This window comes from Pantoea sp. UBA5923, from assembly GCF_002431095.1.
Classification (GTDB): Bacteria; Pseudomonadota; Gammaproteobacteria; order Enterobacterales; family Enterobacteriaceae; genus Pantoea; species Pantoea piersonii.
Window position 1 is genome coordinate 883 of sequence record NZ_DJDN01000043.1, and the last position, 21,467, is coordinate 22,349.

The 21,467-nt window shown below is 57.4% G+C and carries 23 protein-coding genes; 12 read left to right on the forward strand and 11 right to left on the reverse strand.

Features of this window, described 5'->3' with window-relative positions:
* Together B3797_RS19590 and htpX are read left to right on the forward strand one after the other, a co-directional pair.
* The coding region (locus B3797_RS19590) for a hypothetical protein (RefSeq protein ID WP_414693065.1) at positions 1-159 on the forward strand (159 nt) is incomplete at its 5' end.
* A gap of 218 nt (positions 160-377) precedes the next feature.
* On the forward strand, positions 378-1,259 hold the full coding sequence (htpX, locus tag B3797_RS10425) for a protease HtpX (RefSeq protein ID WP_120453895.1): 882 nt from the start codon (positions 378-380) through the stop codon (positions 1,257-1,259).
* A gap of 56 nt (positions 1,260-1,315) precedes the next feature.
* Here htpX and B3797_RS10430 read toward each other — a convergent pair whose 3' ends face one another.
* Positions 1,316-2,695, reverse strand: coding sequence for an MFS transporter (locus tag B3797_RS10430; RefSeq protein WP_311791043.1), 1,380 nt, complete (start codon positions 2,693-2,695; stop codon positions 1,316-1,318).
* Positions 2,696-2,883: 188 nt separating this feature from the next.
* On the opposite strand from B3797_RS10430, the gene kdgR reads away from it, so the two are divergent.
* On the forward strand, positions 2,884-3,675 hold the full coding sequence (gene kdgR / locus B3797_RS10435; RefSeq protein ID WP_311791044.1) for a DNA-binding transcriptional regulator KdgR: 792 nt from the start codon (positions 2,884-2,886) through the stop codon (positions 3,673-3,675).
* A 65-nt stretch (positions 3,676-3,740) separates the two neighbouring features.
* Here kdgR and B3797_RS10440 read toward each other — a convergent pair whose 3' ends face one another.
* A complete protein-coding gene (locus B3797_RS10440; RefSeq protein ID WP_311782304.1) occupies positions 3,741-3,977 on the reverse strand; it encodes a YobH family protein in 237 nt (78 codons plus the stop codon).
* A 211-nt stretch (positions 3,978-4,188) separates the two neighbouring features.
* Between B3797_RS10440 and B3797_RS10445 the strand changes: the two genes are divergently transcribed.
* The 5 genes from B3797_RS10445 (at position 4,189) to rlmA (ending at position 7,318) form a co-directional block, all read left to right on the forward strand.
* Complete coding sequence (locus tag B3797_RS10445) at positions 4,189-4,455, forward strand: YebO family protein (protein WP_311791045.1); 267 nt, start codon at positions 4,189-4,191, stop codon at positions 4,453-4,455.
* A gap of 27 nt (positions 4,456-4,482) precedes the next feature.
* Positions 4,483-5,493: an MBL fold metallo-hydrolase gene (locus tag B3797_RS10450; RefSeq protein WP_311791046.1), complete on the forward strand. Its 1,011-nt coding sequence runs from the start codon at positions 4,483-4,485 to the stop codon at positions 5,491-5,493.
* Between the two features lie 523 nt (positions 5,494-6,016).
* Complete coding sequence (locus B3797_RS10455) at positions 6,017-6,091, forward strand: DUF2627 domain-containing protein (RefSeq protein ID WP_370661853.1); 75 nt, start codon at positions 6,017-6,019, stop codon at positions 6,089-6,091.
* An 81-nt stretch (positions 6,092-6,172) separates the two neighbouring features.
* A complete protein-coding gene (gene cspE / locus B3797_RS10460) occupies positions 6,173-6,382 on the forward strand; it encodes a transcription antiterminator/RNA stability regulator CspE (protein WP_003852684.1) in 210 nt (69 codons plus the stop codon).
* Positions 6,383-6,520: 138 nt separating this feature from the next.
* Entirely contained in the window at positions 6,521-7,318 is a 798-nt protein-coding gene (gene rlmA / locus B3797_RS10465; RefSeq protein ID WP_311791047.1) for a 23S rRNA (guanine(745)-N(1))-methyltransferase, read from the forward strand.
* Here rlmA and B3797_RS10470 read toward each other — a convergent pair.
* From B3797_RS10470 to manX, 4 genes are all read right to left on the reverse strand, one after another.
* Positions 7,315-7,773, reverse strand: a complete 459-nt coding sequence (locus tag B3797_RS10470; RefSeq protein WP_311782300.1) for a DUF986 family protein — start codon at positions 7,771-7,773, stop codon at positions 7,315-7,317. The genes rlmA and B3797_RS10470 overlap by 4 nt on opposite strands.
* A gap of 69 nt (positions 7,774-7,842) precedes the next feature.
* The gene (locus tag B3797_RS10475) at positions 7,843-8,688 is read right to left on the reverse strand and encodes a PTS mannose transporter subunit IID (RefSeq protein WP_120453912.1); all 846 of its coding nucleotides are present in this window, start codon (positions 8,686-8,688) and stop codon (positions 7,843-7,845) included.
* Positions 8,689-8,703: 15 nt separating this feature from the next.
* Complete coding sequence (locus B3797_RS10480) at positions 8,704-9,504, reverse strand: PTS mannose/fructose/sorbose transporter subunit IIC (protein ID WP_033747932.1); 801 nt, start codon at positions 9,502-9,504, stop codon at positions 8,704-8,706.
* Positions 9,505-9,564: 60 nt separating this feature from the next.
* The gene (manX, locus tag B3797_RS10485) at positions 9,565-10,533 is read right to left on the reverse strand and encodes a PTS mannose transporter subunit IIAB (protein WP_311791048.1); all 969 of its coding nucleotides are present in this window, start codon (positions 10,531-10,533) and stop codon (positions 9,565-9,567) included.
* A gap of 506 nt (positions 10,534-11,039) precedes the next feature.
* Here manX and B3797_RS10490 point away from each other — a divergent pair.
* Entirely contained in the window at positions 11,040-12,608 is a 1,569-nt protein-coding gene (locus tag B3797_RS10490; RefSeq protein ID WP_311783002.1) for a TerC family protein, read from the forward strand.
* Between the two features lie 84 nt (positions 12,609-12,692).
* On the opposite strand, the gene B3797_RS10495 is transcribed toward B3797_RS10490, so the two are convergent.
* The 4 genes from B3797_RS10495 to pabB all read right to left on the reverse strand — a co-directional run bounded on the left by B3797_RS10495 (position 12,693) and on the right by pabB (position 17,964).
* Positions 12,693-14,264: an EAL domain-containing protein gene (locus B3797_RS10495; protein ID WP_311791049.1), complete on the reverse strand. Its 1,572-nt coding sequence runs from the start codon at positions 14,262-14,264 to the stop codon at positions 12,693-12,695.
* Between the two features lie 222 nt (positions 14,265-14,486).
* Complete coding sequence (sdaA, locus tag B3797_RS10500) at positions 14,487-15,851, reverse strand: L-serine ammonia-lyase (protein WP_120453920.1); 1,365 nt, start codon at positions 15,849-15,851, stop codon at positions 14,487-14,489.
* A 188-nt stretch (positions 15,852-16,039) separates the two neighbouring features.
* Complete coding sequence (locus B3797_RS10505) at positions 16,040-16,606, reverse strand: CoA pyrophosphatase (RefSeq protein ID WP_311791050.1); 567 nt, start codon at positions 16,604-16,606, stop codon at positions 16,040-16,042.
* Complete coding sequence (gene pabB / locus B3797_RS10510) at positions 16,594-17,964, reverse strand: aminodeoxychorismate synthase component 1 (protein ID WP_311791069.1); 1,371 nt, start codon at positions 17,962-17,964, stop codon at positions 16,594-16,596. Before pabB ends, B3797_RS10505 begins: the two co-directional genes overlap by 13 nt.
* 109 nt (positions 17,965-18,073) lie before the next feature.
* Between pabB and B3797_RS10515 the strand changes: the two genes are divergently transcribed.
* Positions 18,074-18,259: a YoaH family protein gene (locus B3797_RS10515; protein WP_311782296.1), complete on the forward strand. Its 186-nt coding sequence runs from the start codon at positions 18,074-18,076 to the stop codon at positions 18,257-18,259.
* Positions 18,260-18,280: 21 nt separating this feature from the next.
* On the opposite strand, the gene B3797_RS10520 is transcribed toward B3797_RS10515, so the two are convergent.
* Positions 18,281-18,625 carry a RidA family protein gene (locus B3797_RS10520; RefSeq protein ID WP_126690358.1) on the reverse strand — a complete coding sequence of 115 codons (345 nt, stop codon included), beginning with the start codon at positions 18,623-18,625 and terminating at the stop codon, positions 18,281-18,283.
* Positions 18,626-18,748: 123 nt separating this feature from the next.
* On the opposite strand from B3797_RS10520, the gene B3797_RS10525 reads away from it, so the two are divergent.
* Positions 18,749-20,656, forward strand: coding sequence for an ATP-dependent DNA helicase (locus B3797_RS10525; RefSeq protein ID WP_311791051.1), 1,908 nt, complete (start codon positions 18,749-18,751; stop codon positions 20,654-20,656).
* A 53-nt stretch (positions 20,657-20,709) separates the two neighbouring features.
* Positions 20,710-21,408: a tRNA (adenosine(37)-N6)-threonylcarbamoyltransferase complex dimerization subunit type 1 TsaB gene (gene tsaB / locus B3797_RS10530; RefSeq protein ID WP_311791052.1), complete on the forward strand. Its 699-nt coding sequence runs from the start codon at positions 20,710-20,712 to the stop codon at positions 21,406-21,408.
* Positions 21,409-21,467: the final 59 nt, after the last annotated feature.

Sequence of the window (21,467 nt, forward strand, 5' to 3'; positions counted from 1 at the left end):
TATCAGGCGGAAGGCAAAAAGCCGCTGAAGAGTCTGGACGATCTGCCGAAGGATTATAAAGAGCCCGATCCTTACCTCGACGAGACGGTGAAAATCGCCAACGATCTGGCGCAGCTGGATAAATCACAGCCTGCTGCGTCCACTCCCGCCGCGCAGTAAGCGCAAGGGATTGAAAAGCACCGCGCCGCGGTGCTTTTTTTTGCCCTGAGGATCGGGAGCGGTGGCTGAAACCAGCCTGCGAGAGGAAAGCGTGACTAAATGTAAAGTTATGTCTTTTTAGGCACTTAAAGGTTAAGGTCGCTTGAAATGCGGCGCGATGACCCTAGGATAAGGATCCGCGCAGTCAGCGCATGAACAACTGAGGAAAATTAACTTTTATGATGCGTATTGCTCTTTTCCTGGTGACCAACTTAGCTGTGATGTTGGTCTTTGGGCTGATCCTCAGCCTGACAGGGATCCAGTCAAGCAGTGTTCAGGGCCTGATGATTATGGCAGGCCTGTTTGGCTTTGGCGGTGCGTTTGTTTCACTGCTGATGTCGAAGTGGATGGCGTTGCGTTCGGTCGGCGGTGAAGTGATTGAACAACCCCGGAATGAAACGGAACGCTGGCTGATGCAGACCGTTGGCCGTCAGGCGCAGCAGGCGGGCATCGCTATGCCGCAGGTCGCTGTGTACCATGCGCCCGATATTAACGCGTTCGCCACCGGCGCGCGGCGTGATGCGTCGCTGGTTGCCGTTTCCACCGGTCTGTTGCAGAACATGAGCCGTGACGAAGCGGAGGCGGTGCTGGCGCATGAGATCGCGCATATCGCTAATGGCGACATGGTGACCATGACGCTGATTCAGGGCATCGTGAACACCTTCGTGATCTTTATTTCGCGTATTATCGCGCAGGTGGCGTCGGGCTTTCTGTCCGGCAACCGTGACGGCGAAGAGGGCGGCAACGGCAATCCGCTGGTCTACTTCGCCGTGGCGACGGTGCTGGAGCTGGTGTTCGGTATTCTGGCCAGCATCATCACCATGTGGTTCTCGCGTCACCGTGAGTTCCACGCCGACGCCGGTTCAGCGAAGCTGGTGGGACGCGAGAAGATGATCGCCGCGCTGCAGCGCCTGAAAACCAGCTACGAACCGCAGGAGCCGAGCAGCATGATGGCGTTTTGCATCAACGGCAAAAACAAATCCCTGAGCGAGCTGTTTATGTCGCACCCGCCGCTGGATAAGCGTATCGAAGCGCTACGCAGCGGCCAGTACCTGAAGTAATCGCAGAGCCAAAGAAAAAGGCGACTCCCTGGAGTCGCCTTTTTTATTGATGTGACCTACTGCGCTGCGGCGCGCTTTTGCGACAGGCGCGAGAGGCTGAACAGCGCGGCGACGCTGGAGAAGAGTCCCGCCAGAATCAGCGAGGCGTGCGTACCGTTCTGATCGAACATCGTGAACATCAGCGCCACCAGCGCCGCGCCGCTGCTCTGACCCAGCAGACGCGCCGTTCCCAGCATTCCGCTGGCGCCGCCGCTGCGGTTGCGCGGAGCGGAAGAGATAATGGTGTGGTTATTGGGCGACTGGAACAGGCCAAAACCGGCCCCGCACAGCGCCATCCGCCAGATAATATCCCAGTCCTGCGGCTGGGCGGGCAGCAACGCCAGCAGGAAGAGCCCCGCCGCGAAAAGCGCCAGACCAATACCGCCGAGCAGCCCGGCATGAATATGCTCAATCAAACGTCCGGCAATCGGTGCCAGCACCATGGTCGCCAGCGGCCAGGGCGTCAGCAGCAGGCCGGTAGCGACTTCATTGCGCTCCAGCACGTTTTGCAGGAAAAAGGGCAGCGAAACCATCGCCAGCATCTGCGCGCAGAAAGAGCAGATCGAGGTGCAGATCGACAGGCTAAAAAGCGGGATACGCAGCAGATCGACCGGCAGCAGCGGCACCGCCAGCCGCTGCTGACGGCGCACAAAGAACCAGCCGACTACCGCTAGCACTACCACCTCAGCCAGCGCCAGAGCAGGGCTTTCTCCCTGAGCGAAACCGGTCAGCCCGTAGATCAGCAGCCCGAAAAAGAGCGCATTCATCAGCGCGCTCGGCACGTCGAATTTTTGCGCTTTCGCTTTCTGGCTGTTTTCCGGCAAAAAGCGCAGCGCCAGCCAGAGCGCAATGACGCCCAGCGGCACGTTGATCAGGAAAAGCCATTTCCAGCTGGCGAAGGAGAGGATCGCCGCGGCGACCGTCGGCCCGGCGGCGCTTGATACTGCTACCACAAGGGAGTTAATCGCCATGCCGCGTCCCAGATGGCGCTGCGGATAGATAATACGGATCAGCGCGGTGTTTACGCTCATCAACGCCGCGCCGCCAAAACCCTGCAGCACGCGCGCCAGGGTCAGCATCGAGAGCGAAGAGGAGAGGGCGCAAAAGGCTGAGGTAAGGATAAACAGGCCGAGACCGACCTGATAGACGCGACGATAGCCCAGCATATCACCCAGAAAAGAGAGCGACAGCAGCGAGGCGACGATAGCGATCTGATAGGCGTTAACGATCCAGACGGACTGCGCGGGACTGGCATGAAGCTCGCGCGCGATAGTCGGCAACGCCACGTTGGCGATAGCGCCGTCCAGCACTGCCATCATAATGCCCAGGGCAATGGTAAAAATCGCGCCATAGCGTTGCGGAACGGGAAGGCCGTCCTGAAAAGGTGTAGGGGACATAGCGAGACAAGTAAAGTGGGTGAATATGAACATGCTAATGAATCCACTGCCAAAACGCACCGCCTTTAGACTAAAAGTCGCGGCTAAATTATGTCGTTCAGTGACAGGCAATGGTGCTGCATGCGGGGACGCGCTATATTCACCCTCTGTTCCGATTTTATTAAAACAATTTCAAAAAAGGGTGCGTGATGGCCGCCAGTGAAAACGATAAACAACCCGATGCCGTTTCCTCCGTGATGAAGGTGTTCGGCATTCTTCAGGCGCTGGGCGAGGAGCGCGATCACGGTATTACTGAGCTGGCGCAGCGCGTCATGATGTCGAAAAGTACCGTTTACCGCTTCCTGCAGACCATGAAGGCGCTGGGTTACGTCACTCAGGAAGGAGAGAGTGAAAAATACTCCCTGACGCTGAAGCTGTTTGAGCTGGGCGCGAAAGCGCTGCAGAACGTCGATCTGATCCGCAGCGCGGACGTGCAGATGCGCGAGCTTTCCCGCCTGACCAAAGAAACAATTCATCTTGGGGCGCTGGAAGAGGACAGCATTGTCTATATCCACAAAATCGACTCGCTCTATAACCTGCGTATGTATTCGCGCATCGGTCGCCGCAACCCGTTGCACACCACGGCCATCGGTAAAGTGCTGCTCGCCTGGCGCGACCGCGCAGAGGTGAATGATATTCTTAGAGAGGTCGAGTTTAAGCGCAGCACCGCTAACACCATCGTTACGCGCGAAGCGCTTCTCGAGGTGCTGGATCAGGTGAAGGTACAGGGATTCGGCGAAGATAACGAAGAGCAGGAAGAGGGGTTACGCTGTATCGCTGTGCCGGTTTTTGACCGCTTCGGCGTGGTCATCGCCGGACTCAGCATCTCTTTCCCGACGATTCGCTTCTCGGAAGAGGCGAAAAGCGATTATGTCGCTATGCTGCATCGCGCGGCGCGTACGCTCTCCGCTGAGATGGGCTATCACGACTACCCCTTCTGATAAAAAAGCGGGCAAATGCCCGCTTTACTCTCTGACAACCGCGCGGATACAAAGCGGCCTGTTTCTTAGTTATCGATCACGTCGCCGCTCTTTCTGAGCAGGGGGCAATCTGTTACGCCGATGACGCCGCTGTCGGTATGTAGATACTGGGCGGTAATCAGACCGCGCGCGGTTAGATAGCTGCACTGCAGACCCAGGCCCGCCGCATTCTTCGTGCTGCCGGTCAGCACGCCGTAGCCGGTAAACAGCATGGCGATCCAGATTACGACAATGAGCAAGATGGCCCGAATAAAAAGTTTCATTTTGTTCTCCATGTGATACATAACGCAGCTGTCCACTGTTTGCTGCGGCCCGTAATATTAACAGCTTGCCTCGCTTTGTCTGCTGAAGCGATCGGAGATTGCCGAAAGCGAGGCCGTCAGGGAATTCTGCTTTCAGGCGCATAGCCTGGTCAGCCGCGCGCGCAGCAGGTAGAATCGAGGCCATTAATATTTTTTCGTTTTTGAGGCAGTTATGAACGAGTTAGCCGCAACTTCTGGTCCGCTGTTTAGCTATAGCGTACTGGCAATAATTATCATTGTGGCGTTTATCGTCTGGTTTTTCGTTAACCGGGCCAGCGTGCGCGCCAGCGAACAGATCCAGCTGCTGAGCCACCTGCTGGAAGAACAGAAAAAACAGAACGCGCTGCTGCGCCGTCTGGTTGAGAACCAGAGCGGCGAGCAGGAAAAGCAGGACCCGGAAGAGAAGCGCGATTTTATTCGCATGATCCCGGAACGCTAACGTTCCCCACTCTGGCAAGGAGGCAACATGGCCTGGCGAAATCCCTGGTACGATGCCAGTAAAGCGCACCATACCCCTGAAGGCTTCCGCAATCTGGAACCCGATCTCCGCCAGCCGGGCGATCTTGACCGCTGGCGCAAAGAGCGCAAAGCGCAGGGATTGCCTTTTCCGCCCCAGGCGGGCTATGAGGGCTTCAGAACGCAGTGGTGGCAACCGGCCGATTTGGCTGGCGCTGACGACCGGATCTGGTGGTTAGGCCATGCGGCGCTGCTGCTGCGCCTTAGCCAGCGCTATCTGCTGATCGACCCGGTGCTCTCTGCGCGCGCCTCACCGTTGCCCTTTGCCGGGCCAAAGCGTAAATCGCCGTCGCCGCTGAATATCCATCAGCTGCCGCGACTCGATTACGTGCTGATATCACATAATCACTACGACCATCTCGATCTCACCACCGTGAAGCGCATTATCCGGCGTTTCCCGGACGTCACCTTTCTGGTGCCGCTGGGGCTGGAAAAGTGGTTTAAACGGCGCGGCGCGCGCCACGTTCGCCAGCTTGACTGGTGGCAAAGCCAGCAGGAAGCGGATCTGACGCTGACCGCCGTTCCGGCGCGTCACTGGAGCATGCGTACGCTGCACGATCGCAACCGCTCTTTATGGTGCGGCTGGGTGGTGCGCAGCAAAGCGCTGAATTTCTGGTTCTCTGGCGACAGCGGTTTTTCTGAAAATCTGGCGGAGATTCCACGCAGGCTTGGTCCGTTCAATCTGGCTGCCTTGCCCATCGGCGCTTATGCACCGAAATGGTTCATGGCGAGCAGCCATATGGACCCTGACCAGGCGGTGTCATTATGGCGGCTAATCGGTCAGCCTTTAACCCTGCCCATTCACTGGGGCGTATTCGAGCTGGCTGACGAATCGCTGGATGAACCGCCTGCGGAATTAATGTGCGCCATCCAGCGCAGCGGGGAAGATAATGGACGCTTTGCGCCATGGAGAATAGGGGAGAGCCGTAGCCTGGAGAATATTAACCAGGAAAAATCCTAAATAACGATGATTCATCTACGGCAGGCTTTAGGTTGAAGAGATATTTTATCCGGGATTAAAGAATAAATAGTAATAAGTAATAAGCGTGCCTCTGCTTTTAATTGGGGCAGAGTTATCTTTTATTTTCCTGATTTTGGTGCAAAAGCATTTATTATCGGTGCCAGTGAAAAGGGGGATACTCTGTCGTTAAAAAGGAAACAAGGCCGCCGCACTTTAGGTTACGGTTTCGCTTAAGAAAAAAGAATGCCATATTAATGCAATAATTTATCTTTAAATTAATCCGTTACAGTGAGCAAGGTTGGACGACGAGGCGGTTATCCGCTAGAGTTATTCGTATCGTCGCAGGTTGATGGTTATTGCTTTTTCGGCTACGGCATGGTCAGGTTATGTACCAAAATGAACAAAGTGTGTCACTGCTTCGCAAATTTTGTGCAGCGCGTCCATCGCCGATTAAAAATGCCTTGCCATTAATTTGCGGATATGTGATAACAATTCGTGGGTCAAACGAGGTACAGTTCTGTTTATGTATGGCATCTTCAGTAAAGAAGTTACGAGTAAAAACGTTGACGTTGAATACCGCTTCCTTGCCGAACCTTAATTAGTGCCTCATTCAGTAACGTCTCTGGTTTCTCTGTAGGTCTGCCTCCGGGCAAAATAAACACTCTAAGGAATTTGCAAAATGGCAAAGATTAAAGGTCAGGTTAAGTGGTTCAACGAGTCTAAAGGTTTTGGTTTTATTACCCCTGCTGACGGTAGCAAAGATGTGTTCGTACACTTCTCCGCTATCCAGGGCAACGGTTTCAAAACCCTGGCTGAAGGCCAAAGCGTTGAGTTCGAAATTCAGGACGGCCAGAAAGGCCCGGCTGCAGTCAACGTAACCGCTATCTGATTTCGTGCCAGCTCGGTGCCATGCACCACTGAAAACGAATCCTGTAAAGCCCTGGTCATCTGACCGGGGCTTTTTCTTTGCGCTTTCGGTACGGCAGCGAACGGAGTAAACTGCGGCGCTCTTGTTAATGGAGTCCCTATGTTGCTGATCTGCCCCCTCTGCCATCTCTCTTTGCAGCCTGAAAATCGCAGCTGGCGCTGTGAAAACCGTCATCAGTTCGATCAGGCGAAAGAGGGCTATCTTAATTTGCTGCCCGTTCAGCATAAAGGTTCACGCGAGCCTGGCGATAGCGCAGAGATGATGCAGGCGCGACGGGAGTTTCTGCAGGCGGGGCACTATCAGCCGCTGCGCGACGGCGTGGTGGCGCTGCTGCGCGAAAAGCTGCAGGACGCTTCCGCGCTGCTCGACATTGGCTGTGGCGAAGGCTATTACACCTCAGCGCTCAGTACGCTCGGCGCAGAGGTTTACGGGCTGGATATTGCTAAAAACGCGATTCGTCTGGCGGCGAAACGTTATCCGGACGTGCAGTTTTGCGTTGCCTCAAGCCAGCGCCTGCCCTTTGCCGATGCCTCGCTGGATGCCGTAGTGCGCATCTACGCGCCCTGCAACGAGGCGGAGCTGACGCGCGTAATCAAGCCCGGCGGCGTGCTGCTGACGGTGACGCCAGGCGCGCACCACCTGCAACAGTTCAAGGCGCTGATCTATCGCGAAGTGCAGCTCCATGCGCCTGAAGAGAAACTTTATAACGGATTCAGCGAAGAGACCCAGCAGTCGCTGCGCTATGCGATGCATCTGAGCGGGGACGCGGCAGCGACGCTGTTGCAGATGACGCCTTTCGCCTGGCGCGCGAAGCCTTCGGTCTGGGGTGAGCTGCAGGCGACGAAAACCTTTGAGTGTGACGCTGATTTTCGTCTGACCCTGTGGCGGCGCGATTAGCGCGCTTCTACCAGCGTGTTGTAGATGCGTTCCAGATCGTCGAGCTGCTGCACAGCGATCAACAGGCGGCGCTGTTCCAGCTGCATCACCAGAATGCCGTCTTCCGACAGATTGATGCTTTGAATGCGCGCATAGGCTATCCATACGCCGCTATAGAACAATCCCTCGCCCTTCATCAGCAGAGTTGGCCGACGCAGCCAGAACAGCCAGCAGGCGAGAAAGCAGAGTACCATCAGCAGGGTGGTTGTTAGCTGCGGCCCCTGATGGGAGACGTTATTCCAGAGTAAAATCACCAGCAGCCCGATAAATATCAGGCTGTCAATCTTGTGTCTGCGTCGCAGCGGCACGCTTAAACGCGTCGGGCCTTTGCGGCGCGGCAGGATAAAGTCGTTATAGAGAGAAAAAAGCAGCAGCGCGGCGATGCAGAGCGCGATGAGCCCGTCCGTTAGTGTCATCACATTCTCCTGTGGCGATGCGTCGAAAAAGCGGGGAAGTGGCCGGGCGCAGCGCGCCCGGCGAAAGAACTACAGGCCAAGCAGGCCGATCCAGTAGCCAAAAATGCCGATGGCGAAGAAGCCAACGATAATCCACAGCGCGTTGACCTTACGACGCAGCAGCCACATACAGGCGAAGGTCAACAGCAGCGGTACGATGCCCGGCATCAGCTGGTCGAGGATGGTCTGAACCGTGGTCACGGTGGTTTTCCCGGTCTGGTCGGTAATACGCGATACGACCAGCGGGATATTAACGTGCGTCCACTTGTTCACCAGCGCGCCCATTACAAACAGGCCAAGAATTGACGCGCCCTCCGTCAGCTTCTGCAGGAAGCCGCCGCCCATATCGCTAACGATATCGATCCCTTTGCGATAGCCATACGCCACGCCGTAGTAGCGTGTCAGCATACGCGCCAGGTTAAACAGCACAAAGAACAGCAGCGGGCCGAGCAGGCTGCCGCTCATGGCGATGCCTGCGCCAAGCGCGGCGAATACCGGCCGTACGGTTCCCCAGAAAATCGGGTCGCCAACGCCAGCCAGCGGCCCCATCAGGCCAACCTTAATGCCGTTGATAGCGGCATCATCGATGGCTGCGCCGTTTGCGCGCTGCTCCTCCATCGCCATGGTGACGCCCAGCACCGGCGCGGCCACGTAGGGATGCGTATTGAAGAACTCCAGATGGCGTTTAATCGCCTGCTTACGCGCCTCGTTATTTTCCGGATAGAGACGACGAATGACCGGCACCATTGAGAAACAGAAACCCAGTGCCTGCATACGCTCGAAGTTCCATGAACCCTGAAACAGGTTCGACCGCAAAAACACGCCGCGAATATCGCCCGGGGTGAGTTTTTTTTGCGTTGTAGTTGTATCTACCATGTTGTCACCTGTTCCTTAGTCAAGTTCGTTATCGAGATCGTTGTTTGCCGGACCCGCTGCAGGCGCACCCGCTACGCGGTTATATTTCGGTGCCAGCTGGATATAGAGCACTGCCATGACGACGCCGATGACGCCCAGCGCCACCAGGTTAAAGCTGGTAAAGGCCGCGGTAACAAAGCCGAGATAGAAGAACGGCATCAGATAGCCTGCGCGCATCATATTGATGACCATCGCGTAACCGACCACGACAATCATGCCGCCCGCGATATTCAGACCATTGGTGACGACTTCAGGAATGGAGCTGAGCAGAGAGTGAACCGCACTGGTGCCGACCGAGATTGCCACAATCAGCGCCGGAATGGCGATACGCATCGCCTGCAACACCAGCGCCGAGACGTGGATCCACGAAATCGCCGTCAGGTTGCCTTTCTCCGCCGCCTTGTCGGCCGCATGCTGGAAGGCCACGGTGATGGTACGCACGATAATTGTCAGCACCTGACCCGCCGCAGCCAGCGGGATCGCCAGCGCAATACCTGCGCCGACGCTCTGGCCACCGGCAATAACCAGAATGGTAGAGATGATTGAGGCGAGAGCGGCATCGGGCGCCACGGCGGCACCGATGTTCATCCAGCCCAGCGCGATCATCTCCAGCGTACCGCCGATAATAATGCCGGTCTTCATATCGCCGAGTACGGCCCCGATCAGGGTACAGGCGACCAGCGGACGGTGAAACTGAAACTCATCCAGAATCGAACCCATACCCGCAATACAGGCGACGATAAATATCAGGATGATTTGTAGCGAGGTTATTTCCATCATATCCCTTCTCCTCAGGAGGATAGCGTTAACTGGCCCGCAGGCGCAGCCAGCGGCGTTTTACGCATTGACCTTCGCGATCAGGTCCATCATTTTCAGTTTTTGATCGCTGGAAACTTTACGGACTTCCAGTTCAATGTTGCGTTCATTAAGCTTGCGGAACGCCGCGATATCTTTTTCATCGACCGATACGGCGTTGTTAACCTGCGTTTTTCCCTGACGAAACGCCATGCCGCCGATATTGACCGATTTAATATCGACACCCTGTTCAACCACGCGCAGCACGTCGGTAGGGTTGGTAAAGAGCAGCATGACGCGGTCGCGGCCATATTTCGGGTTGTTCCAGACGCGCACCATTTTGTCGACGTCCACCACATGTGCGGTCACGCCGGGCGGTGCGACCTGCGTCAGCAGGGTTTTGCGGACATGATCTTTCGCCACCTCGTCGCTGACCACAATAATGCGCGCAACGTTGGTCTCTTTGGTCCAGCGCGTTGCCACCTGACCATGGATCAGGCGGTCATCGATACGCGCCAGGCCGATTTTCATATGTTCGCCCGGCGCCAGCGGTGGTGCCGGCGTTGCCGGAGCTTTTGCTGCTGGCGCAGCGGCAGGCGCAGCGGGCGCGGCAAGCTGCGTTTTTTGCGCCTTAACGCCTTCGCGGCCCGTTTCTACCGCAATGCCGACCAGCTCGACAAACGAGGGGTTGTCGTCACGCGCCATAAGGGTTTCAACCAGCATCGGAATATTGACCCCGGCGATAACATCGTAATTTTCTTTATCCAGCACAATGCGGCTGGCGGCGTTGAAAGGACTTCCTCCCCAGGTGTCGACTAAGAACAGCACGCCTTTCGTGGTATCCAGCTTTGCCAGTTGCGCCTGATATTTTTCGATAAGCGTTTCTGCATTCTCGCCGGGCACAAAGTCGATCCATCCGACGTTCTCCTGCTCGCCCAACAGCATTTCTGCGGTTTTAAGCAGTTGTTCGGCTGCCCAGCCGTGTGTACCAATTACTATCGCAATGGTCACTTGCTACCTCCGTTCGCTAAAGAAATTCGTCTGGAGCTGACGAATCGTTATGAGTTATCGCTACGGTTATCTTCGGATAAACGCGTTCAAACCATCTGAATTAATGAATCATTCCCCAGGTGTCTTACATGAATCGGTGAGTCGCGATTTATTTTAGTGCGCGAAAAAATAATTTATGTGACGCCCGTCAGCTATCAGAGGGTCGAACTCGCGCCAGGCCCTGTTTAATTTCGCTTTCCCGCTGAATCATTTGTAAATGAAAGAAAATTTTTTGACGTAATTTGCGAGCCTGTTACATTAGCGATCTGTTTATTACTCAGGAGTAACGGGTTTCAGCCCACCTTTATGGATCGTCACCGACGTCGCTTAACCACTTTAATGCGCACCTTCGCGCCTGCTTTCACGCCTGACGGCGTTTCCGTAGTTCACCCGATTGCCTTTCTGTCACGTCGCCAGACGACGCTGACACGATATCGTTCAGTCTGCCTTTCGTTCAGGAGTCAATGATGGAATTTCTCTTCGACCCCTCAATCTGGGCCGGTTTGCTCACGCTTGTCGTACTTGAAATCGTGCTCGGCATCGACAATCTGGTATTTATCGCCATTCTTGCTGACAAGCTGCCGCCGAAACAGCGCGATAAAGCGCGCCTGATCGGCCTGTCGCTGGCGCTGGTGATGCGTCTGGGCCTGCTGTCGCTGATTTCATGGATGGTTACGCTGACGCGTCCGTTATTTAGCGTAGGCGAATTTAGCTTTGCCGGGCGTGATTTGATCCTGCTGGTGGGTGGGGTATTCCTGTTGTTCAAGGCGACGATGGAGCTGCACGAGCGGCTGGAGAACCGTCAGTTAGAGCATCAGGGGAATCGCAACTACGCCAGCTTCTGGGCAGTGGTGATACAGATTGTGGTGCTTGACGCGGTATTTTCGCTGGATGCGGTGATCACGGCGGTGGGCATGGTGAACAATTTGCCGATTATGATGACGGCAGTGGTGATTGCGATGGGCGTGATGCTGCTGGCCTCGAAGCCGTTGACCAATTTTGTCAACGCGCATCCCACCGTAGTGGTGCTCTGTCTTAGCTTCCTGCTGATGATCGGCCTGTCGCTGGTGGCGGAAGGGTTTGGCTTCCATATTCCGAAAGGGTATCTCTACGCGGCGATCGGCTTCTCTATCCTGATCGAGCTGTTTAACCAGATCGCGCGCCGTAACTTTATGCGTCATCAGGCGCATCGTCCGATGCGTGAGCGCACCGCCGAGGCGATTCTGCGACTGATGGGCGGACGTCAGCGCCCGGCGCAGCCCGCCACCAGCGAGGAGTCGCCTGTCACGCAGGCGATGCCGCAGGAGGCCTTTAAGGATGAGGAGCGCTATATGATTAACGGCGTGCTGACGCTGGCGTCGCGCTCTATCCGCAGCATTATGACGCCGCGTGGCGAAATCTCCTGGGTTGACGCTGAGCGCCCGCTGGATGAGATCCGCATTCAGCTGCTGGATACGCCGCACAGTTTGTTCCCGGTGTGTCGCGGCGAGCTGGACGAGATCGTTGGCGTGGTGCGCGCTAAAGAGTTGCTGGTGGCGATTGAACACGGTATGGATGTAGCGACCTTTGCCGCCGCGTCTCCCGCGCTTGTGGTGCCTGAAACGCTCGACCCGATTAATCTGCTTGGCGTGCTGCGTCGCGCCAGGGGAAGCTTCGTTATCGTCACCAACGAGTTCGGCGTGGTGCAGGGGCTGATTACGCCGCTGGACGTGCTGGAGGCTATTGCTGGCGAGTTCCCGGACGAAGATGAAACGCCGGAAATTATCGCCGACGGCGACGGCTGGATCGTAAAGGGCGGCACTGACCTGCATTCGCTACAGCAGCTGTTCGACGTAAACGACCTGGTTGATCCGGATGAAGATCACGCGTCGCTGGCGGGACTGCTGATTGCTCAGAAAGGGCAACTGCCGCTGCCGGGCGAGGTGATCGATCTGCCGCCGCTACACTTCACCATTCTTGAGGCGACCGATTATCGCGTCGACCTGGTGCGCGTGACGAAAGACAGGCCGCACGAGGATGAGGAAGAAGAGCAGTAAATAAAAACGGCGCTAAGGCGCCGTTTTTACTGCTTAGAGGTGAGGGCGCTAGCGCGGGTGACGTTGTTTGCCGTCTGAAAGAGATTAAGGGACGCCATTCAGCAGCTGCGCCTGATGCTGCGTCAGCCAGGCGGGAAAATCCTCTATCGGCATCGGACGCGCGTAATAATACCCCTGCAACAGATCCACGCCGCGCTCGCGCAAATAGGCCGCCTGTTCGGCCGTTTCGACTCCTTCGGCCACCAGGCTGATGTTTAAACGCTGCGCCAGCGAAATCACCATATCGGTCACCGTAGCGTTAATGGCGTCAGTGCCGATCGCGGCGGTAAAAATCTTGTCGATCTTCAGCACGTCGGGCTGCAAATCTTTCAGATAGGAGAGCGAGCTGTGGCCGGTGCCGAAATCATCAATGGCCAGACGCACGCCGATGCTGTGCAGCTGCGAAATTACCTTCTGATCCACCACCGGCAGGGCGTCGCGCTCCGTCAGCTCTACTACCAGCTTCGGCAGCGGATTCGCTGGCCACCACAGCTGTTGCAGATCGTCGACGATAGCATGGTCACGAAAGTGGCTGGCGGCTACGTTAATAGCGATATGGAACGACGGGCAGCGCGGCAGATTTGGCAGCTGCGCCACCGCTTTCTCTATTACAAAGCGCGTCAGCGGCGCGATAAGGTTCTGCTGCTCGGCCAGCGGAATAAACACGTCCGGCGGGATCCAGCCCTGCCGCGCATTATGCCAGCGCAGCAGCAGCTCAATGCCGTCGCAGTCGCCGCTTTGCGCATTAATCAGCGGCTGGCAGTAAACCATAAATTCATTGGCGGTAATGCCGTAGCTGATCTGCCAGCTCAGGCTCATGCGATTCGCCGTTGCCAGCCAGACGATATAGCCGATCAGCAGGCTCAGCAGCAGCGCCAGCGGCAGCTGCGACGGCAGCGTCGACAGCGCCAGACGCGCCGGAGAAGGGCCATACAACGTAATAGAAAAGGGATAGCGCAGCGAGCCCTGATCGTAGCTGACTTCATCCTCCGACGGCATGGCGGGCTCAATCAGCGGATTACCATACTCCAGGCTCTCTCCGCCGACGCTAAAAATAGCCCGCTCTACCCAGGGAAGCTGCGGTTCCAGCAGATAAGTGCTCATCAGCTCGATATTGATCACCTGCAAAATGCCGGAGCGGTTGTCGAGCGTTTTTGGTGTCCACAGCAGCAGGATCGGCGAGCCCTTCAGCAGATAGTTATCGACCGTCAGCATCATACGCTGATTATTAAACGCCAGCTCCGGATAGGTCTGGCTGAAAGGAATAGCGCGCGGCCCGTAGATGCTGGAACAGTAGATGGTGTCATTCTCAACCAGCAGCATGGCGCGTACGGTTTGCAGCGCGGAAATTTTCTCAATAAGCGGGAAACGCACATCCTGGCAGGGCACACCCACCAGCCCAAGCGTATTGTTCGCCGAGACGTCGAGCGGCGAAAACATGCGGTCAAAGCGCTGAATGGCGTTATCGGCAAAATTGAGCGACTGCTGCTCAATACGTGACTTTTCTTCAAAAAAACGAAATGCCAGCGTCAGAATTAAAACCACAGCGGCGATCACCAACGCGATAAAGAGTCGCTTACGGCGAAACTGTCCAACATATTGCTGGGCCAAAAGCATCAGTAACCACCTTCCACACACTAAATTGAAGCAGGATAACGGGGATGTTATCGGCAAGGCCCGGGTAAGGTTTAGCCATGCTTTATAAAAAAGCGGTAGTGAAAAAACCGCGCGGCCTGAAAAGGCCGCGCGAATTATTACTCTAACGTTATTCAGTGCGATGAGGTAGGGTTCAGGACGTATTTCCTCACGGTCGCTTAAAAAACAGGCGGTACGGGAACATTAGTCACACTGGACTTTTATCGCCAGTCCGCCGCGCGATGTTTCACGGTATTTGGCGTTCATATCTTTGCCGGTCTCATACATCGTCTCGATTACCTTATCGAGCGAAACGCGCGGTTCGCTGGTGCGGCGCAGCGCCATACGGGCGGCATTGATCGCTTTCACCGAGGCGATAGCGTTACGTTCGATACAGGGCACCTGAACCTGACCGGCAACCGGATCGCAGGTCAGGCCGAGATTGTGCTCCATGCCGATCTCCGCCGCGACGCAGACCTGTTCCGGGCTGCCGCCCAGCAGTTCGGCCAGTCCGGCGGCGGCCATTGAACAGGCCACGCCCACTTCGCCCTGGCAGCCAACTTCCGCGCCGGAGATAGAGGCATTCATCTTATAAAGGATGCCGATGGCGCCCGACGCGAGGAAATAGCGGGTAAAAATATCGGGAGTAACAGTTTCGATAAAGTGATCGTAATAGGCGAGCACCGCAGGCACGATACCACACGCGCCATTGGTTGGCGCGGTCACGACGCGGCCGCCAGCGGCGTTCTCTTCATTGACCGCCAGCGCGAACATGTTAACCCAGTCGATCACGTTCATCGGGTCGTTAGAGTGTTTCGACGACGAGGTCAGCAGCCGGCGCAGCGACGCGGCGCGACGCGGTACGCGCAACGGGCCCGGCAGCACGCCTTCGGTATTCAGCCCGCGATCGATACAGGCCTGCATGGTCTGCCACACGTCGGTAAAGTAGTCGCGGATCTCGTCACGCGAGTGCAGCGCCAGCTCATTCTTCATCACCAGACCGGAGAGGGAAAGACCGGTTTCCCGGCAGTGCGCCAGCAGCTCTTTAGCCGAATGGAAAGGCCAGGGCACGCTCACTTCATCCAGCGTCGACTGGCCAAAGTGCTCTTCATCGACGATAAAGCCGCCGCCGACCGAATAGTAAGTTTTACTTAAAATCAGCAGATCGCCCGCAAAAGCGAGCAGGCGCATGCCGTTTTCATGCAGCGAAAGGTTTTCGCTGCGAAACACCATGCCGCCTTCGCGCGGGAAGTCTACCTCATGCGCGCCGTTAGCCAGCAACAGGCGTTCGCGCTGCTCAACATCTTTAATAAAGGCCGGAATGCTGTCGATATCTACCGTGGCCGGGGAAGCGCCCGCCAGTCCCATAATAATGGCGATATCGGTATGGTGGCCTTTGCCGGTCAGCGAGAGCGAGCCGTAAACATCCACGGCAATGCGCGTCACCTCCTGAAGTTTTCCCTGTTCAATCAGCAGATCGACAAACTCTTTACCTGCTTTCATCGGTCCCACGGTATGGGAACTCGACGGGCCGATGCCCACTTTGAACATGTCAAAAACACTAATCACAGGCGACACTCCTCACAAAAAAATTTTTATCTCTGCCGGGGCAGTTTATGGCGCTAATAGTAATCGTGGGCCCGGGTAAATGAGCGCCTTTTCGCATGAAATAAACTAATCTTTCAGGCGAGAAATAGTTATGCTGAGAGCAAGCTCACAGCGGGCAGTTTCACGGGGAAGATGAGACGAAGCGGGCGTCAGAACGCGATTTGCTGGCTCAGGGAACGGATAATGCCAGCCGTCATGCCCCAGACCAGATACTCCTGATACACAGAGAGCCAGACCGGATGACGCAGACCAGCGCGATGCACCTCCAGCGAGGCGTAGCGGTTAAGCCGCAGCGCCTCTTCCAGCGGCATTTCAAACGCGCTTTCTACCTCGTCGGGATTGATATGAAGCGCAATCTCAGAGGAGATAATGCCAACTACCGGCGTGACGCGAAAACCGGTGCTGCTGGTGACGGGCGCAAGCTGGCCGAGCACCTTCACCTTATTGGGATCGATGCCAACTTCTTCCTGCGCTTCGCGCAGCGCGGTGGCCACCAGCGAGGCGTCGTCGTCATCCTGCATCCCCCCTGGAAAGGCGACCTGACCGGCATGCTTACGCAGCTCGCGCGAACGGCGCGTCAGCAGCAGTCCTGGCGTTTCGCGCGCGACGATCGGCACCAGCACTGCGGCCTGGCGACCGGCGGGACGCTGCTGCGGTTTTTCCGGCTGCTGCAGGATAAAACGGGTAACAAAGGCATCGAGCGTTAACGGCTGCATGGTTCGTCTCCGGAAAGCGCAGGCAAAATGCGGCTGACTTTGTGTAAGGTTTCCTGATACTCCGCGTCCAGCTCGCTGTCGGCGACCACGCCGCCGCCCGCCGCGCAGTAAAGCTGCTGCCGCTCCGCGATCAGCGTGCGGATGGTAATGCTGGTGTCCATGCGGCCGCAGAGACTAAGGTAGCCGATGCTGCCGCACCAGGCATTGCGGCGATGCGGTTCCAGCTCGTCGATAATTTCCATCGCGCGGATTTTCGGCGCGCCGGTAATGGAGCCGCCGGGGAAACAGGCACGCAGCAAATCGCAGGCGTGCAGCGCTGGCGGCAGACGCGCCCGAATGGTGCTGACCAGATGGTGCACCGCCGGAAAAGGCTCTACCACAAACAGCTCCGGCACGCTGACGGAGCCTGGCGCGGCGACGCGGCCAATATCGTTGCGCAGCAGATCGACAATCATCAGATTTTCGGCGCGATCTTTTTCCGATCGCGCCAGCGCCAGCGCTTCAAGCCGGTCGGCTTCCGCATCGGCCTGGCGCGGTCGCGTGCCCTTAATCGGCCGGGTTTCAATCTCATCGCCTTTTAGCGATAAAAATCGCTCCGGCGACAGGCTGAGAATAGCGCTGTCGGGCAGACGTAAAAAGGCGCTGAAAGGGGCGCGGTTGGCCGCGTTGAGTCGGCAGAACGCCTGCCACTCATCGCCCTGATAGCCCGTCTGAAAGCGCTGCGCCAGATTCACCTGATAACAGTCGCCCGCCTGAATATAGTCCTGCACCGCCTGGAAACGGGCGGCGTAGTCGCTATAGCTGAGGTTGGATCGCCAGGGACTGGTGAGCGAGAAGGGCGCCGCGTCACGCGCGGGCCACTGTTGCAGCCAGCGCAGCCGCGCCTGCGCATCGCCCAGCGACACCAGCGTCAGGCGTTGCAGATAGTGGTCAGCGATCAGCGCCCAGTCATAGATGCCGATCGCCATATCAGGCGTGGTCAGATCGTCTGCGGCATGCTGCGGCAGATTTTCAAAGCGTCGCCCGAGATCGTAGCCGAACAGGCCGAGCGCGCCGCCCTGAAACGGTAAGTCGTCACGGCGGGCGGGATGAATACCCAGCGCGTCGCACTGCTGCTGCACCAGCCGCAGCGGATCCTCAGAGGAGCGATGTTGCGCGCCGTCCGTTTCAAGCGTTGTGACGTCGCCCTGGGTCACCAGCGTGGCGCGCGGATCGGCGGTGAGCATATCGAAGCGATTATCGGCATGATCGGCGTTGCCGGAGGTGAGCAGCATCGCCCAGGGAAGGTGAGAAAGCCGAGCGAAATAGGCGCTGAGCGCATCCTGCGTATAGTGTAGACTGAGCGTTGAGACCATTATCCAGCAAAAATCAGAGATCAATGAGGGCGTTAGCCTGACATATTTTTCCCCGGCTGGCACCTGTTTGTTCCGCATGGAACGGTGCCCGCCTCGCAACCAGGAGTGAATAATGTTTACAGGTTTACCGGCACTTAGCCACGAACAGCAGCAGCAGGCGGTAGAGCGGATTCAGGAGCTGATGGCTGGCGGCATGTCCAGCGGAGAGGCGATTACTCTGGTCGCGCAGGAGATCCGTCAGACGCATCAGGGCGAACGGATCCGGGCGCGCTTCGAAGATGACGAAGACGAGGCGTAACGCCCGACGCGGCCCGTATACTTACAGCGCCGCGATGATTTTAATCTCTACTTTATATTTCGGGTTCATCAGTCCGGCCTGAACGGTGCAGCGCACCGGCGCATTGCCGGGCGATACCCAGGCGTCCCACGCGCGATTCATCGCCGCGAAATCTTCCTTTTCTACCAGAAAAATCGTGGCGTCGAGGATCTTGCTCTTGTCCGAACCGACGCGCGTCAGCAGGGCGTCAATTACCGCCAGCGCGTTGGCAGTCTGCGCCTCGGCGTCGGCGTCGAGGTTTTCCGGCACGCTGGTGTAATAAACAGTATCGTTATGAATTACGGCTTCGGACATGCGATGTTCGGGGTCGATACGGGTAATGGTCATTGTTTCTCCTTATTTTTCCAGTTGATAGCCTGGCATAACCCGGGGTGCGCTGTCATCAGTTGTGGAGCGGCCAGCGGAATACTGACATAATTACAGTGTTTTTGCCGAAACGGGTGAGGAAGTGTGGCGGACGATTTTGCAGTAGAAGGCGCGCTGGCGCAGGCGATTGCCGGCTTTAAGCCGCGCGAGGCGCAGCGTGAAATGGCGCAGGCAGTAGAAGAGGCGGTTAAGGCCAGCGGCGAACTGGTGGTGGAAGCGGGGACGGGTACGGGTAAGACCTACGCTTATCTTGCTCCTGCACTGCGCGCCGGAAAGAAAGTCATTGTATCAACCGGTTCAAAAGCGCTGCAGGATCAGCTTTACGGCCGCGATCTGCCGACCATCGCGAAGGCGCTTAACTTCACCGGTAAAACCGCGCTGCTGAAAGGCCGCTCTAACTATCTCTGTCTGGAGCGGCTTGAGCAGCAGTCGATGGCGGGCGGCGATCTCAACGCACAGGCGCTGGGCGATCTGGTGACCCTGCGCGGCTGGTCGTCGCAAACCGTTGATGGCGATATCAGCAGCTGCGGCGGTGTAACCGAAGACAGTCCCATCTGGCCGCTGGTCACCAGCACTAATGATAACTGCCTCGGCAGCGACTGCCCGCTCTATAAAGATTGCTTTGTGGTCAAGGCGCGCAAACGGGCGATGGATGCCGACGTCGTGGTAGTCAATCACCATCTGTTTCTCGCCGATTTGGTGGTGAAAGAGAGCGGTTTCGCGGAGCTGATCCCTGAAGCTGACGTGATGATCTTCGATGAAGCGCATCAGCTCCCCGATATCGCCAGCCAGTATTTTGGTCAGCAGATCTCCAGCCGCCAGCTGCTCGATCTGGCGAAGGACATTATCATCGCCTACCGCACTGAAGTACGCGACGTGCAGCAGCTGCAGAAAGCGGCGGATCGCCTCGCGCAGTGCGCGCAGGATTTCCGTCTGACGCTGGGTGAGCCGGGCTATCGCGGCAATCTGCGCGAACTCTTTGCCGACAATAATGTGCAGCGCATGTTTACGCTGCTCGATGACGCGCTTGAGCTATGCTACGACGTGATAAAAATGTCGCTGGGACGCTCGGCGCTGCTGGACGCCGCGTTTGAGCGCGCCGCGCTCTATCGGGGACGGCTCAAGCGGCTACGCGCCGTCAACGAGCCTGGCTACAGCTACTGGTATGAGTGCAGTTCGCGTCATTTTACGCTGGCCTTAACGCCGCTCTCCGTCTCGGAACGGTTCCGCGAGGTGATGGATGCGCGTAAGGCGGCATGGATTTTCACCTCCGCGACGCTGGCGGTGAATGAAGAGATGCATCATTTCGCCGACCGTTTAGGCGTCAGTACGGCGAAGACCCTGATCCTCAACAGCCCATTCGACTATACGCGTCAGGCGCTGCTCTGCGTGCCGCGCAATCTGCCTGAGCCGAACCGGCCCGGCGGCGCGCGCCAGCTGGCGCGCATGATGAAACCGCTGATCGACGCCAATAAAGGGCGCTGTTTCTTTCTCTGTACGTCGCACCTGATGATGCGCGAACTGGCGGCGGAGTTTCGCGCCAGTATGACGCTGCCGGTGCTGGTGCAGGGCGAAACCAGCAAAGGCCAGCTGCTCAGACAATTTATCGAGGCGGGCAATGCCCTGCTGGTGGCGACCAGCAGCTTCTGGGAAGGGGTCGATGTGCGCGGCGACGCGCTGTCGCTGGTGATTATCGACAAGCTGCCCTTTACCTCACCGGAAGATCCGCTGCTGAAAGCGCGGATGGAGGACTGTCGCCTGCGCGGCGGCGATCCTTTCAGCGACGTTCAGCTGCCGGATGCGGTGATAACCCTGAAACAGGGCGTAGGGCGATTGATCCGCGACACGGACGATCGCGGCGTGCTGGTGATTTGCGATCAGCGGCTGGTGTCGCGTCCCTATGGCGCGCTGTTTCTCAACAGCCTGCCGCCGACGCCGCGCACCCGCGATCTGGCGCGCGCCATCGCTTTCACGCAGCAGGCGAAACAGTAATTTTCCTTTGGCTGTGCTAACATGCGCGCCGTTTTGAATGACCCGAGGTTGTTATGTCTTCCCGAATCCTGGCGCTGGACACTGCGACAGAAGCCTGTTCAGCCGCGCTGCTTAATCAGCAGCAGATCGATGCCCGTTTTGAAATTGCGCCGCGCGACCATACGCAGCGTATTCTGCCGCTGGTCGAAGAGCTGCTGCATGCGCAGCAGCTGGAGCTGACGGCGCTCGACGCGCTGGCGTTTGGCCGCGGTCCCGGCAGCTTTACCGGTGTGCGTATCGGCATCGGTATCGCGCAGGGCCTGGCGCTGGGCGCGATGCTGCCGATGATCGGCATTTCGACGCTGGCGACGCTGGCGCAGGGCGCTTATCGTAAGCAGGGCGCAACGCGCGTGCTGGCGGCGATCGACGCACGTATGGGCGAGGTCTACTGGGCCGAGTATCAGCGCGACGCGCAGGGCGTGTGGCAGGGCGAAGCCAGCGAAAGCGTGCTGTCGCCGGAAACGGCGCTGGCGCGCATGCAGGCGCTGGAGGGTGAATGGTTTACTGCCGGCACTGGCTGGCAGGCCTGGCCGCAGCTGCAGCAGGGTCATGCCTTAACGCTCAGGGAGAGCGGCGTCGAGCTGCCTGCCGCAGAAGATATGCTGCCGCTGGCGCAGCAGGCGTGGCAGCGGAGCGAGACCGTTCAGCCTGAGCACGCTGAACCGACCTATCTGCGCAACGAAGTGGCGTGGAAAAAATTGCCGGGCCGCTGATTGCGGCGCAACTTATTGCGGTCGCTCCAGTCTAACAAACATCTTTTAGGAGAATGCCT

Coding starts and splice junctions, on each gene's coding strand:
- B3797_RS10505 (WP_311791050.1), bottom strand. CDS start 16,606: ATGCAGCCGTTAACGCTCGATGCCTTTGTTACCCGTTTTATCCTGCAG.
- B3797_RS10475 (WP_120453912.1), bottom strand. CDS start 8,688: ATGGTAGATACAACTACAACGCAAAAAAAACTCACCCCGGGCGATATT.
- rlmA (WP_311791047.1), top strand. CDS start 6,521: ATGTTGCTGATCTGCCCCCTCTGCCATCTCTCTTTGCAGCCTGAAAAT.
- B3797_RS10515 (WP_311782296.1), top strand. CDS start 18,074: ATGTTTACAGGTTTACCGGCACTTAGCCACGAACAGCAGCAGCAGGCG.
- B3797_RS10495 (WP_311791049.1), bottom strand. CDS start 14,264: ATGCTTTTGGCCCAGCAATATGTTGGACAGTTTCGCCGTAAGCGACTC.
- B3797_RS10445 (WP_311791045.1), top strand. CDS start 4,189: ATGAACGAGTTAGCCGCAACTTCTGGTCCGCTGTTTAGCTATAGCGTA.
- B3797_RS10440 (WP_311782304.1), bottom strand. CDS start 3,977: ATGAAACTTTTTATTCGGGCCATCTTGCTCATTGTCGTAATCTGGATC.
- htpX (WP_120453895.1), top strand. CDS start 378: ATGATGCGTATTGCTCTTTTCCTGGTGACCAACTTAGCTGTGATGTTG.
- B3797_RS10470 (WP_311782300.1), bottom strand. CDS start 7,773: ATGACACTAACGGACGGGCTCATCGCGCTCTGCATCGCCGCGCTGCTG.
- B3797_RS10490 (WP_311783002.1), top strand. CDS start 11,040: ATGGAATTTCTCTTCGACCCCTCAATCTGGGCCGGTTTGCTCACGCTT.
- B3797_RS10430 (WP_311791043.1), bottom strand. CDS start 2,695: ATGTCCCCTACACCTTTTCAGGACGGCCTTCCCGTTCCGCAACGCTAT.
- B3797_RS10520 (WP_126690358.1), bottom strand. CDS start 18,625: ATGACCATTACCCGTATCGACCCCGAACATCGCATGTCCGAAGCCGTA.
- kdgR (WP_311791044.1), top strand. CDS start 2,884: ATGGCCGCCAGTGAAAACGATAAACAACCCGATGCCGTTTCCTCCGTG.
- tsaB (WP_311791052.1), top strand. CDS start 20,710: ATGTCTTCCCGAATCCTGGCGCTGGACACTGCGACAGAAGCCTGTTCA.
- B3797_RS10450 (WP_311791046.1), top strand. CDS start 4,483: ATGGCCTGGCGAAATCCCTGGTACGATGCCAGTAAAGCGCACCATACC.
- B3797_RS10480 (WP_033747932.1), bottom strand. CDS start 9,504: ATGGAAATAACCTCGCTACAAATCATCCTGATATTTATCGTCGCCTGT.
- cspE (WP_003852684.1), top strand. CDS start 6,173: ATGGCAAAGATTAAAGGTCAGGTTAAGTGGTTCAACGAGTCTAAAGGT.